Annotated in this window: 15 protein-coding genes; 14 read left to right on the plus strand and 1 reads right to left on the minus strand. The window is 64.8% G+C overall.

Going from position 1 to position 12,751, the window contains the following annotated elements; translation table 11 throughout:
* The first annotated feature begins 158 nt into the window (after window positions 1–158).
* Window positions 159–1,502, plus strand: coding sequence for a hypothetical protein (locus EDD78_RS03060; RefSeq protein ID WP_132083921.1), 1,344 nt, complete (start codon window positions 159–161; stop codon window positions 1,500–1,502).
* Window positions 1,503–1,546: 44 nt separating this feature from the next.
* On the opposite strand, the gene dtd is transcribed toward EDD78_RS03060, so the two are convergent.
* Window positions 1,547–2,008: a D-aminoacyl-tRNA deacylase gene (gene dtd, locus EDD78_RS03065; RefSeq protein WP_132083922.1), complete on the minus strand. Its 462-nt coding sequence runs from the start codon at window positions 2,006–2,008 to the stop codon at window positions 1,547–1,549.
* Between the two features lie 250 nt (window positions 2,009–2,258).
* On the opposite strand from dtd, the gene EDD78_RS03070 reads away from it, so the two are divergent.
* The 13 genes from EDD78_RS03070 to EDD78_RS03130 are packed head-to-tail and all read left to right on the plus strand — an operon-like array spanning window position 2,259 to window position 12,716.
* Window positions 2,259–3,689 (plus strand): ethanolamine ammonia-lyase reactivating factor EutA, encoded by a 1,431-nt coding sequence (locus EDD78_RS03070; protein ID WP_132083923.1) that lies wholly within the window; start codon window positions 2,259–2,261, stop codon window positions 3,687–3,689.
* 16 nt (window positions 3,690–3,705) lie between these two features.
* Window positions 3,706–5,085, plus strand: a complete 1,380-nt coding sequence (locus tag EDD78_RS03075) for an ethanolamine ammonia-lyase subunit EutB (protein ID WP_132083924.1) — start codon at window positions 3,706–3,708, stop codon at window positions 5,083–5,085.
* A complete protein-coding gene (gene eutC, locus EDD78_RS03080; RefSeq protein ID WP_286170684.1) occupies window positions 5,085–6,047 on the plus strand; it encodes an ethanolamine ammonia-lyase subunit EutC in 963 nt (320 codons plus the stop codon). The genes EDD78_RS03075 and eutC overlap by 1 nt, the downstream gene beginning before the upstream one ends.
* A 27-nt stretch (window positions 6,048–6,074) precedes the next feature.
* Window positions 6,075–6,743, plus strand: coding sequence for an ethanolamine utilization microcompartment protein EutL (eutL, locus tag EDD78_RS03085; protein WP_079699494.1), 669 nt, complete (start codon window positions 6,075–6,077; stop codon window positions 6,741–6,743).
* Window positions 6,740–8,221, plus strand: coding sequence for an acetaldehyde dehydrogenase (acetylating) (locus tag EDD78_RS03090; RefSeq protein ID WP_207668645.1), 1,482 nt, complete (start codon window positions 6,740–6,742; stop codon window positions 8,219–8,221). Before eutL ends, EDD78_RS03090 begins: the two co-directional genes overlap by 4 nt.
* Window positions 8,222–8,249: 28 nt before the next feature.
* The gene (gene eutM, locus EDD78_RS03095) at window positions 8,250–8,543 is read left to right on the plus strand and encodes an ethanolamine utilization microcompartment protein EutM (protein ID WP_079699493.1); all 294 of its coding nucleotides are present in this window, start codon (window positions 8,250–8,252) and stop codon (window positions 8,541–8,543) included.
* A 29-nt stretch (window positions 8,544–8,572) separates the two neighbouring features.
* Window positions 8,573–8,854, plus strand: coding sequence for a BMC domain-containing protein (locus EDD78_RS03100; RefSeq protein ID WP_079699492.1), 282 nt, complete (start codon window positions 8,573–8,575; stop codon window positions 8,852–8,854).
* Window positions 8,855–8,861: 7 nt separating this feature from the next.
* Window positions 8,862–9,608 (plus strand): cobalamin adenosyltransferase, encoded by a 747-nt coding sequence (locus EDD78_RS03105; protein ID WP_132083925.1) that lies wholly within the window; start codon window positions 8,862–8,864, stop codon window positions 9,606–9,608.
* A complete protein-coding gene (pduL, locus tag EDD78_RS03110; protein WP_242942175.1) occupies window positions 9,601–10,461 on the plus strand; it encodes a phosphate propanoyltransferase in 861 nt (286 codons plus the stop codon). The genes EDD78_RS03105 and pduL overlap by 8 nt, the downstream gene beginning before the upstream one ends.
* A 29-nt stretch (window positions 10,462–10,490) precedes the next feature.
* Window positions 10,491–10,760: a EutN/CcmL family microcompartment protein gene (locus EDD78_RS03115; RefSeq protein ID WP_079699490.1), complete on the plus strand. Its 270-nt coding sequence runs from the start codon at window positions 10,491–10,493 to the stop codon at window positions 10,758–10,760.
* Window positions 10,761–10,771: 11 nt separating this feature from the next.
* Window positions 10,772–11,122 (plus strand): BMC domain-containing protein, encoded by a 351-nt coding sequence (locus tag EDD78_RS03120; RefSeq protein WP_132084119.1) that lies wholly within the window; start codon window positions 10,772–10,774, stop codon window positions 11,120–11,122.
* A gap of 14 nt (window positions 11,123–11,136) precedes the next feature.
* A complete protein-coding gene (locus EDD78_RS03125; RefSeq protein ID WP_286170686.1) occupies window positions 11,137–11,577 on the plus strand; it encodes a EutP/PduV family microcompartment system protein in 441 nt (146 codons plus the stop codon).
* Window positions 11,574–12,716: a 1-propanol dehydrogenase PduQ gene (locus EDD78_RS03130; protein ID WP_132083927.1), complete on the plus strand. Its 1,143-nt coding sequence runs from the start codon at window positions 11,574–11,576 to the stop codon at window positions 12,714–12,716. The genes EDD78_RS03125 and EDD78_RS03130 overlap by 4 nt, the downstream gene beginning before the upstream one ends.
* Window positions 12,717–12,751 lie beyond the last annotated feature (35 nt).

Genomic DNA, 12,751 nt, shown 5'->3' on the forward strand with positions numbered 1-12,751 from the left:
AGCTCCACCTTTTCCCACAAGCCGGAAAAAGAGGAGAATTTTTTCTAATTATATCCTCTTCTGGGATGTTTTGCAAGGGATTTGCCGCCAATTTATCCTTTCCCCGGCGGATGGGGACCGTTAGAAATCGTTACTGGCGGTCAAAGGGAGGGCAACCGATGAAAAACAAAATCCCGGCAGTGTTCCTGAGCCTCTGCCTGCTCTGCTCTTTTCCATGCGCCCTGCCGGCGGGCGCGGCGGTCTTTGCGGCCGCGGGGGTCACGGTCGCGGTGCAGGACGGTTACAGCTGCGACTACGGGGTGGACGTCCCCTTCACCCGTTCGCCGCGGACGCAGGACTACACCTTCGCGCTCTATGAGGGCCCTGCCGCCGCCGGCGCGCCCGAGGTGACGGCGAAGGTGACGGTCACGCCGGCCTCGCAGGTGGTGATCCATCTGCCGCTGCGCTACGATCCCGCCGGGCCGGACACCTGGACGCTGGCGGTCACGGCGCACGTTGCACCCGGGCGCGCGGGGCTGGACCGGGAGGCGGCGGCGGTCAAGACCTTTGAGACAGCGCCCAGCTGCGGCTGCCCCGCCGGGACGGCGGGGGCCTACTATGCCGGGGACGGCAGCGCGCAAAGCCTCTTTCGGGTCGCAACGCCCGGGCAGCTGCAGCATGTGAACGCGCATCTCTCCTCCCAGTTTATCCAGACGCAGGACATCGCCCTGACCGGGACCTTCACCCCCATCGGCTCGGCCAGCGGACGCTTTGGGGGCGTCTACGACGGCGGCGGGCATGTGATCTCGAACCTGAATACCGGCCCGGTCACCGGGAGCGACCGTTCGATGACGGCCAGCGGCCTGTTCGGCGAGACCGGGAAGGTCACCATCCAGAATCTCGGGATCGAGGATTATTCGGTCAAGGGAGAGCTGGCGGCCCCCCTGATCGGCCTTTGCTCCGGGCCTGCGACTATTACCCGCTGCTATACCCGCAACGGCAGCGCAATGGGAGGCAGCAGTACGAAGGGCGCCATGCCCTCGGCGATGGTGAGCTACCTGCACGCGTCGGCCTCGGCTTCGCTGCGCATGACCGACTGCTACGCGGTGGGCGGGACGGTCACTTCCTCCAGCGCCGCCGGCGGGCTGTTGGGCTTCGGGCAGTCGGGTACCCCGTCGGTCTTCACCAACTGCTTCACCATCCTGAGCAGTATTTCTGCCGACGAGTCCAGCGGCAATTATGGTAGCGGCGGGATCGCCGGGGTGGCTTACAGCAGCACCTTCCGCCCCACGAACTGCTGGTTCCTGTCGGGAACGCCCGCCTATGCCGTCGGCGCCTACCGTTCGGTCAGTGCGGCCGGCCCGTCCACCACCCCGTCCGGCACTAAGGGAACGGCGCTCGGCAGTTTTGGCAACCTTCAGACGCTCGGGCTGCCGTCCGACGTGTGGGAGATCAAAAGCGATACGGTCAACGGGCGGGGGACGATTGCTTATCCGCATCTCAGGGTGTTCGGGGAACCGTAAAGGACAAGTGGGAGGGGCCTATGCAGGCCCCCCACTTACGATTATCAATTCTTTTTCGGCATGATCTCGTCGGTGTCCATCAGGATGGTGACCGGCCCGTCGTTTTCCAGGGCGACCAGCATGTCCGCCCCGAAGCGCCCGGTGGCGGTTTCGATCCCCGCACGCCGCACGGTTTCCACAAACCGCTCATAGAGCGGGATGGCCCGCTCGGGCCGCGCCGCCCCGATGAAGGAGGGACGGTTGCCCTTTTTGCAGTCACCGTAGAGGGTGAACTGCGAAACCACCAGCACCTGCCCGCCAACGTCCTGGAGAGCGAGATTCATTTTTTCTTCCTGGTCCTCGAAGACCCGCAGCCCAAGGACCTTCGCGGCCAGGTAGTCGCATTCGCGTTCGGTGTCTGTTCCCGATACCCCGAGCAGCACCAAAAATCCCTGCCCGATCTCGCCCGAAACCTCCCCATCGATCGTCACCTTTGCGCTGCGCACCCGCTGGATCACTGCCTTCATGTTGATCATCCTTCCTTTTCCTAAAGCCGGAGGGGCCCGGCTTTCGTCCTGATACAATATGCTGGTATTGTACCTTCTTTTGCGCCCCTTGGCAAGAAGGCGGGAAAAGGAGACGGGGAAACTTGTTTTTTGGGGCGAAATGGTGTAAGATAAGGGACAGGTAATTTTATCTTTATAAGGAGCAACGACGCTTAAACAATAACTTCTTGTTGTTTAAGCATTTTTTGTATGCGGGCGGGGAGGGAAGCGGTTGGACAGTGAATTGCTCAGCGTGGGGATCGACGTGGGCACCTCCACCACCAGCGTGATCTTTTCTTCCCTGCTCGTGCGCAACACCGCCTCGGGCTTCACGGTGCCCGCGCTCTCGATCATCGACAAAAAAATCGTCTACCGCGGCGGGATCCACGTAACCCCGCTGCTGGACGAAAGCCATATCGACGCCGGGCGGGTGAGAGAGATCGTCGCCGGGGAATACGCCAAGGCCGGGATCACCCCCGCCGAGGTAAGCACCGGGGCGGTTATCATCACCGGGGAGTCCGCGCGAAAGGAGAACGCCGCCGCTCTCGCCGCCTCGCTCGGGGAGTTTTGCGGGGATTTCGTGGTCGCCACCGCGGGCCCCGACCTCGAGTCGATCATCGCGGCCAAGGGCGCCGGGGCGCAGCAGCTCTCGCAGCAGCGCGGCTGCACCGCCGTCAATCTCGACGTCGGCGGTGGGACGAGCAACCTGGCGGCGTTTTGCTGCGGGGAGCTCTGTGCCAAGGGGTGCTATGACGTCGGCGGACGGCTGGTGAGGACCGACGAGGCGGGCGCAATCACCTATGTCAGCGAGCGGCTGCGGCCGCTGCTCGAGGAGCTTGGGTTTTCCCTCCCGCTTGGAGCGCCCGCCGGCGAGGAGGGGCTGCGCGCCCTCACCGACCGGATGGCCTCGCTGCTCGGCGAGGCGCTGGGGCTGCTGCCGGTGACGGACCGGCTCCCGCCGCTGCAAACGGCGGGGAGCAGCGCGTTTTCTTTAAAGCAAAAAATTGACGCGCTGTCCTTTTCAGGCGGTGTCGCGGATTATATCTATCACCCGGCAAAGGATTGGCGCCGCTACGGCGACATCGGGCTGCTGCTGGCCGACAGCATCCGCCAGAGCGGATGGTTCCGGTGCTGCAACGTGGTGCCCCCGCTCGAGACCATCCGGGCGACGGTGGTCGGGGCCGGGAGCTACACCACCACGCTCAGCGGCAGCACCATCTTCTACAGCGGCGAGGGGCTTTTCCCGCTCAAGAACGTGCCGGTGCTGGCGCTGGATCCCGGGACAGAACGGTCATGCCTTGCCGGGGAGTGCGGCGCGCTGCGGGAGCAGGCGTGCTGGTTTTTGCAGCAGAGCGACGCGGACAACCTGTTTTTCTGCCTGCGGCAGACGCAGAACCCCAGCTACCGCGAGGTGGGCGCCCTGGCGGGCGCCCTGGCCGGGGCGGCCGAAGAGCTGCCGCCGGGCCAGCCGCTGCTGGTATTGACGCGATACGACTTTTCAAAATCCCTGGGGCTTGCACTTTGGCGCCTGCTAAAGGGCCAAAGGCCGGTGGTTTCGATCGACAGCGTGCAGGCCGGGGAAGGGGATTACCTGGATATTGGGAAGCCGCTGATGGACGGGATGGCCGTTCCGGTCGTCTGCAAGACGCTGATCTACGGCTGACGGAGGAGGAAAAAGTTTGAGACTGAAAACGACGCTGGCGGGCAGGACCTACGAGTTTAAGACGGTCAAGGAGGTCCTGGCCAAGGCCAACGAGCAGAAGAGCGGCGACGTGCTGGCGGGGCTGGCCGCCGGGAGCGACAGCGAACGGGTCGCCGCCAAGGAGGTTTTGAGCAACCTTCTTTTGAGCGATCTGCGCAACAGCCCGGCTGTGGATTATGAGATCGACGATGTGACGAGGCTGATCCAGGACGGGGTGAACGAGCCCATTTATAATTCGATCCGGGGCTGGTCGGTGGGCGAGCTGCGCGAATGGCTGCTCGACTACCGCACAAGCGAGGAGGACATCAAGCGGATCAGCCGGGGATTGACCAGCGAGATGATCGCCGGGGTAGCGAAGCTGATGAGCAACCTCGATCTGATCTACGCCGCCAACAAGATCCGCATCCACACCCACTGCAACACCACCATGGGGGTGCGCGGCACCCTGTCCACGAGGCTGCAGCCCAACCACACCACCGACAACGTCGAGGGGATCACCGCCTCGCTCTACGAGGGGCTCAGCTACGGGGTGGGGGACGCGGTGATCGGGCTCAACCCGGTCAACGACACCGCAGCGAGCGCGGCACAAATCCTCAAGCGCTTCGACGAAATTAAGAATGAGTGGCAGATTCCCACCCAGACCTGCGTGCTCGCGCATATTACCACCCAGATCGAGGCGATCCGCTCGGGCGCCCCGGCGGACATGATCTTCCAGTCCATCGCCGGCAGCCAGAAGGGGAACGAGGCCTTCGGCTTCGGAATCGAGACGGTCAAAGAGGCGCAGGAGCTGATGAAAACAAGAGGCACCGGCACCGGACCGAACGTGCTCTACTTCGAGACCGGGCAGGGGTCGGAGCTCAGCTCCGACGCGCACTACGGCACCGACCAGGTCACCATGGAGGCGCGCTGCTACGGCTTTGCCAAGGCGTTTCATCCCTTCATGGTCAACACGGTGGTCGGCTTCATCGGGCCGGAATATCTCTACGACAGCAAGCAGGTCATCCGCGCGGGGCTGGAGGACCACTTCATGGGCAAGCTCACCGGGATTCCCATGGGGTGCGACTGCTGCTATACCAATCATATGATGGCCGATCAAAACGACATCGAAAACCTCACCGTGCTGCTCGCCAGCGCCGGGTGCACCTATGTCATCGGGGTGCCGGCGAGCGATGATGTGATGCTCAATTACCAGTCCAACTCCTACCAGGATGCGGCGGCGGTGCGGGAAATCCTCGGCCTGCGCCCCATCAAGGAATTCGAGTGCTGGCTCGAGCGCATGGGGATCATGGAAAACGGGAGGCTTACCCCCGACGCGGGCGATCCGACCATCTTTACCATGAAAGGGGGCGCGCGCTGATGGAGGACATTTTGGAGATGATCACCAGGGCCGTGATGAAGGAGCTGGAGAATCTTCCGCCATCCGACGCGGCGCAGGTTTCCGCGTCCCCCGCGAAGGGGCCGTCGCAGGCCGCTCCTCCCGCGCAGGAGGCTTTGCGGGATTTGAGCGGCGGCGCATTGGTGGATCTGACCAGCGACGCGATGGTGGACTTGACCAGCGCTGCGATGGTGGACTTGACCAGCGCTGCGCACAAGGCGGTGCCGACGCTGCAAAATCCCCAAAACCCCGAGGCGCTCGCGGGGATGAAAAGGCGCACCCCGGCGCGGATCGGGGTGGGCAAGGCGGGGCCCCGGCTTCGCACCGACACCATGCTGACCCTGCGCGCCGACCATGCGGTGGCGCGGGACGCGGTCTTTCGGGACGTGGACCCGGCGCTGCTCGGGGAGCTGGGGCTCTTTTCGGTGCAAACGCTCTGCCAGGACCGCAACGAGCACCTCACCCGCCCCGACCTTGGGCGGCGGTTTTCTCCCGAGACGACAAATGAGCTGAAGGCGAAGTGCCGGCAGGCCCCGCAGGTACAGATTTACCTCTCGGACGGGCTGAGCAGCCAGGCGGTGGATGCGAATGCCAGGGACATCCTTCCCTCCCTCCTCGACGCGCTGCGCGACTATGGGATCACGGCCGGGACGCCCTTCTTCGTGCGCTTCGGCCGGGTTCCGGCGATGGACGCCGTCAGCGAGGCGCTGGGCGCCGAGGTCACCTGCGTGCTGATCGGCGAGCGGCCGGGCCTGGCGACGGCGGACAGCATGAGCGCTTATATCGCCTATAAGGCCACGGTCGGCATGCCCGAGGCGCGCCGCACGGTGGTTTCCAATATCCATAAAGGCGGCATCCCGGCGGTGGAGGCAGGCGCGCACATCGCGGGGCTGATCAAAACCATGCTGGAACGAAAAAAGAGCGGCGTCGAGCTGCAACTATAGCGTTTGGTGGAAAGGAATGTTCAGAAGATGACAGGCGATAAGATTAAAACCACGGTGCTCAGCACCCGCTTCCTGCCCAACGCCGACGGGGCGCTGCTGCAGGCGCTGGGCGTGCCGGAGGGCTGCCGTTCGCTCGGGATCATCACCACCGACAGCGACGACGTCTCCTATGCCGCGCTGGACGAGGCGACCAAGAAGGCGAGGGTCACGGTGGTCTACGCGCGCAGCATGTACGCGGGGGCCAGGAACGCCTCCACCGCGCTGGCGGGGGAGTTCATCGGGATCCTGGCGGGCGAGGACCCGGAGGAAACCCGCAGCGGGATCGAAGCGGCGCTGAGCTTTATCGAGCGCGACGCCGCCTTCTACAGCGCGAACGACGACGATTCGGTGATCTACTTTGCGCACTGCATCTCCCGCACCGGAAGCTATCTTTCGAGGGAGGCGCAGATTCCCGAGGGCGAGGCGCTGGCCTATCTCATCGCCCCGCCCGCCGAGGCGGTCTGCGCGCTGGATGCGGCGCTCAAGGCGGCGGACGTGGAGCTGCGGCTCTTTTACGGCCCGCCGACCGAAACCAACTTTGCCGGCGGGCTGCTCACCGGCGAGCAGGCGGCCTGCAAGGCGGCCTGCAACGCCTTCGCGCAGATGGTCTGCGCGGTGGCCGCCCGCCCGAGTGAGAGAGAGGAGGGGGCCCGTTGAAGCTGGACCGCGATTTACAATCCATCCAGGAGGTGCGCGAGCTGATGATCGCCGCCCGCCAGGCGCAGCGCGACCTTGCCGGCTGGGACCAGCGGCAGATCGACCGTCTGGTGGAGCAGATCGTTTTGGCCTGCGAGCAAAACGCCGGGCGGCTCGCCGAGATGGCGGTCGAAGAGACCGGGTTCGGGATCGCTGAGGACAAGGTGCTCAAAAACCTGCTTGGCAGCCGGACCGTCTGGGACTACATCAAGGACATGAAGACCGTCGGAATCGTGAGCGAGGACAAAGCGCGGGGGCTGATCGAGGTGGCCGTCCCGGTCGGGGTGGTCGCGGCGCTGATCCCCTCCACCAACCCCACCTCGACGGCGATGTTCAAAACCATCATCTCGCTCAAGGCGGGCAACGCGATCGTTTTGAGCCCCCATCCGAACGCCCAGGGGTGCATCAAGGAGACGGTGGCGGTCATGCGTCAGGCGGCGAAGGCGGCCGGCGCGCCCGACGGGCTGATCGGCTGTATCGAGACCTGTACCATGCAGGCGACGAACGAGCTCATGCGCCATAAATTTACCGGGGTGATCCTGGCCACCGGCGGCGGGGCGATGGTCAAGGCGGCCTATTCCTCGGGCAATCCCGCCATCGGGGTGGGCCCGGGCAACGGCCCGGCCTACATCGAGCGCAGCGCCGATATTAAAAAGGCGGTCAAGCGCATTCTGGACAGCAAGACCTTCGACAACGGCACCATCTGCGCGTCTGAGCAGTCGGTCGTGACCGAGGGCTGCATCAAGGAGCGGGTGGTCGCCGAGCTCAAAGACCAGGGCGCCTGGTTCATGGACGCCGAGCAGTCGCAGCGGGTCGAGCGGCTGATCATGCGCCCGAACAACACCATGAACCCGGCCATCGTGGGCAAGAGCGCGACGACCATCGCCAAGATGGCGGGCATCACGGTGCCGCTGGGCACGCGGGTGCTGATCAGCGAGCAGAGCACCGTGTCGCCGCGCAACCCCTATTCGCGCGAGAAGCTCTGCCCGATTTTGGCCTTTTACACCGAGGAAAACTGGGAGCGCGCCTGCGAGCGGTGCATTGAAATCCTCGAGAACGAGGGGGTGGGCCACACCATGACCATCCACTCGGAAAATGAGGAGGTCATCCGCGAGTTCGCGCTCAAGAAGCCAATCTCCCGCCTGTTGGTCAATACCCCCGGGGCGCTCGGCGGCGTGGGGGCCACCACCAATCTGGCCCCGGCGCTCACCCTCGGGTGCGGGGCCGTCGGGGGGAGCGCAACGTCGGACAACGTGGGGCCGATGAACCTCTTAAACATCCGGCGGGTCGCCTGGGGCGTGCGGGAGCTGGAGGACCTGCGGTCCGCCGCCCCCGCGGCGGCGCAAAGAAGCGCACCGCCTCAGATGAGCGAGGCGGACATCGCGCGGATCACCAAGGAAGTCATCAAAAACCTGCAGGCGCAGGGTTATCAGCTATAAATCATAAATTACTTTGGGAGGAATACAGATGGCAGTCAATTTACAGGCATTGGGCATGATCGAGACCAAGGGTTTGGTCGCTTCAATCGAGGCGGCGGACGCGATGGTGAAGGCGGCGAACGTCACTCTAATCGGCAAGGAGCATGTGGGCGGCGGACTCGTGACCGTGATGGTGCGCGGGGATGTCGGGGCCGTGAAGGCGGCGACCGACGCGGGCGCGGCGGCGGCCTCGAAGGTCGGGGAGCTTGTTTCGGTGCATGTGATCCCGCGCCCGCACGGCGAGGTCGAGGCGATCCTGCCGCAGGTACCGGCGGCGAAATAAAACGGTTACTTTGAAAGGGGTAAAATACAATGGCTAATTTACAGGCACTGGGAATGATCGAGACCAAGGGATTGGTCGCTTCGATCGAGGCGGCGGACGCGATGGTGAAGGCGGCGAACGTCACTTTAATCGGCAAGGAGCATGTGGGCGGCGGACTGGTGACCGTGATGGTGCGCGGGGACGTCGGGGCCGTGAAGGCGGCGACCGACGCGGGCGCTGCTGCGGCCTCGAAGGTCGGGGAGCTGGTTTCGGTGCATGTGATCCCGCGCCCGCACAATGAGGTCGAGGCGATCCTGCCGGCCGTGAAGTAACATCTTCATGGCTGTTTACCGGGAGGACACCATCCGGCAGATGATCTTTCGGGACCATCTGTCTGAAATCCATGTCAAAAAAGAGGACTATGTCACCCCCCAGGCGCGCGCCTACATCGAGGACATGCGCTTGACGCTGGTGGTGGAGGGGGAAGCGGAGAACCCCGATATCCGCCCGGCGAAGGAACAGCAGGGCGGAAAATATGTCGGCCTGGACGGGACCGTCTACCGCGAAAAGCCGGAGCAGATGACCCATCTTTACGGCAACACGCTGGTGGAGAAGACCCATCCCAGGATCGTGCTGCGCGGAAAGCTGGATACCCTCGAAGCGCAGATCATCTGCCTGCAGGCGTGCTACGGCGCCCGGGAAAAGCTGGTCCGCGACCTTGACGAGGCGCTCGCCTTCACGCGCCGGGTCCTCTCCTGTGAGGTTACCGGCAAGCCGCTGGGGGCGGGCCGCCTGCTGGGCCTTGACGAAGGCGGGCTGCGGGAACAATCCCACAATCCGCAGAAGTATTTCGGCTTTGGGCATATCCTGCCGGACCATCGGCTCGGCGGGGTCTGCGCGGGGCTCAACCTGTTGCGCGCTCTTGCCAGAGAAGCGGAGCTCGCGGCGGTGGCAGCCTTCTGTAAAGAGGGACAGGTGCAGCGCGGGGACCTGCTGCAGGCGCTCAACCGCCTGAGCAGCGCCTTTTATATCATGATGTGCCGCCAGAAGGCGGGGCAGTACGGGGAGGAAACAGAAAATGGATGAGGGCATGGTGCGCGCGATTGCCGCCCAGGTGGCCGGGCGGGTTTTGCAGCAGTCCGGGAATGCCGGCAGGAGCCTTGGCGCGGTGCCGCTCGAAATCTCGGCGCGGCACGTCCACCTCTCGCAGCAGGACGTCGAGGCGCTGTTCGGTCCGGGCTACAGCCTAAGTGAAAAGCGGCCGCTCTCCCAACCGGGGCAGTTCCTCTGTAACGAGCGGGTCACTTTGCTGACCCCGAAGGGGGAGCTGCGCGCGGTCGCGGTGCTTGGCCCCGCGCGGGAGCACACCCAGGTCGAGCTGTCGCAAACCGATGCGCGTGCGCTCGGGCTGCAGGCCCCGGTGCGCCTTTCGGGCGACACGGCGGGCTGTCCCGGGATACACATCATGAGCGAGCGCACCGTGGTTTTCGCTCCCGAGTCGGTGATGGTGGCGCAAAACCATATCCACATGGCCCCCGCGGATGCGCAGCGCTTCGGGGTGCACGACAACCAGCGCGTGCGGGTGCGCGCCATGACCGCGCGGCCAATCACCTTTGAGGATGTGGTGGTGCGGGTCAGCGGGCAGTTTTCGCTCGCCATGCACATCGACTTCGACGAGGCCAACGCCTGCCTGTGCCAAAGCGGGGACAAGGGCGAGCTGCTTTGCGGCGGGACAATGCCGGTAAAACCGCCCGAACTGCCGGAGCCGGTATGCCGTGAAGCCGCCCCGGCCGCGCGGCGGCAGGTGATCTGCGAGGAGGAGGCGAAGCGGCTCTGCGCTGCGGGCGAGCGTACCCTGGCCCTGCAAAAGGGAACGCTCTTGACCCCCTCGGCCAGGGATGTGCTGCGCGAACGCAAGATCGACGTGCGGTACGTCTAACATGAAACAATAACGGAAGGGTGAAGACGATGATAATCGGCGAGGTGATCGGCAACGTCTGGGCGACCAAGAAGGAGCCGGCCTTAAACGGGCTCAAGCTGATGGTGGTACGGGAGCTGACCCCGGACGGCAAGCCTGCGGGCCCGACGCTGGTGGCGGCGGATGTGGTGGGCGCCGGGATCGGCGAGCGGGTACTGGTGGTTTCGGGCAGCACGGCCCGGCGCGCGGTGGGGCAAAGCGAGCCCCCGGTGGACGCGGCCATCGTCGGGATCATCGACAGCGTGGAGGCAAAATGTTGAAGGATGGTCTCATGATGGACGAAAACAAGCAGCGCGTCATCCAGGAATACGTGCCCGGCAAGCAGGTCACCTTGGCGCACCTGATCGCGCATCCGGTCGAGGACCTGTATAAAAAGCTCGGGATCGCGGGGGAGCACGGCGAAGCCATCGGGATTCTGACCATCACGCCCAGCGAGGCGGCCATCATCGCGGCGGACGTGGCGACCAAGGCGGCCGCCGTGGCGATCGCCTTTGTGGACCGGTTTTCCGGGTCGCTGGTGGTCACCGGGGACGTGGAGAGCGTCGAGGCCTCCCTCGGCGCGGTGCTCGGCCTGCTCTGCGGTACGCTGGGCTTTTCGGACGCGCCCATCACCCGCTCATGAGCGAGGCGAGGATCATGCTGGTGGGACGCACCAGCTGCGGAAAAACCAGCTTCTGCCAGGCGATGAGGGGGCAGGAGCTGCGCTACCAAAAGACCCAGACGGTGCAGGTTGTGGGCAGCGCGATCGATACGCCTGGGGAGTATATTGAAAACCGCAGCCTTTACCGGGCGCTGGTAGTCACCGCGGCGGACGCCGACCTGATCGTGCTGGTGCAGTCCGCCACCGACGAGCAGAGCGTCTTTGCCCCGGGCTTCGTGTCGATGTTTCAAAAGCCCGCCATCGGGCTGGTGACGAAAGTCGACCTGGCGCCGGATACCGCGTGCAGGGAGAGGGCCGCGCAGTGGCTGGGCCTGGCGGGCTGCGGGCAGGTTTTCATGGTGAGCAACCTCAGCGGCGAGGGCGTGCGGGAGGTGCTCGCCTATCTTGAAGGCTTGGGCTGGGAGGGAGACAGATGAACACATTTTCACTAAAAACCAAGGTTTATACCGGACCGGGCTCGCTCGAAGCACTGAGAAACCTTTCGGCGCGCTCGGCCTTCCTGGTCTGCGACCCGTTCATGGTCCGCTCGAAGATGGCGGACCTCGTGAGCGGCCCGCTCGGGGAGCGGGGGATCAGCTGCCGGGTGTTTTCTGAGGTGGTTCCCGATCCGACGGTGCAGGCGGTGGCAAAGGGCGTCAAGGCGATCGGGGAGGTACTGCCTGACCTGGTGGTGGCGCTGGGCGGCGGCTCGGCCATCGATACCGCCAAGGCGGTGCTGAAAATTTATACCGGCGGCGGGCAGGCGCGCCCGTTCTTTGTCGCCATCCCCACGACCAGCGGGACCGGCAGCGAGGTGACCGCCTTCTCGGTGGTGTCCGATCCGGGAAAGGCAGTCAAATACCCGTTGGTGGATGAAGAGATGCTCCCCAATATCGCGATCCTCGACCCAGCGCTCACCCTGAGCGTGCCGGCGGCGGTCACTGCCGATACCGGGATGGATGTGTTCACCCACGCGCTGGAGGCCTATGTCTCCCCGCAGGCGACCGACTTCACCGATGCGCTGGCGCAGAAGGCGATCACGCTGGTCTGCCAGAACCTGCCGCAGCTTTACCGCGACGGGAAGGACGAGTGCCGCCGCGAGCGGCTGCACAACGCCTCCTGCATGGCGGGGATCGCCTTCAACGAGGCAAGCCTCGGGCTCAACCACGGGATGGCCCACGCCTTGGGCGGGCGGTTCCATATCCCCCACGGGCGCAGCAATGCCCTGCTGCTGCCCGATGTGATTTCCTACAACGCCGGGCTCATGGGGAACGAATGCCCCGAGAGCCTGCGCGCGCGGGCGCGGTACGCCGAGCTCGCAAAAATGCTCGGCCTGCCGGCGGCCAATCCGCTAGCCGGCGCATATAACCTGATCGGCACGGTGCGCGGGCTGCTGGATACGCTCTCCTTCCCCAAGGGGATCGCCGGGACGGGGCTCGGGCGGCAGGAGTTCGAGGAGGGGCTGCCCGATCTCAGCCGGGCGGCGCTCGAGGACCGGTGCACCGGCGCCAACCCGGTGCCGGTGGCCTTGGAGCAGATCGAGGCGATCTACCGCAGAGCTTATCGCGGGCGATAAATGGTATAAAAAAGCAGGCTGCCGATGGAGTCGGC

Source organism: Harryflintia acetispora (genome assembly GCA_004340125.1).
In the GTDB taxonomy this organism is placed as follows: domain Bacteria; phylum Bacillota; class Clostridia; order Oscillospirales; family Ruminococcaceae; genus Harryflintia; species Harryflintia acetispora.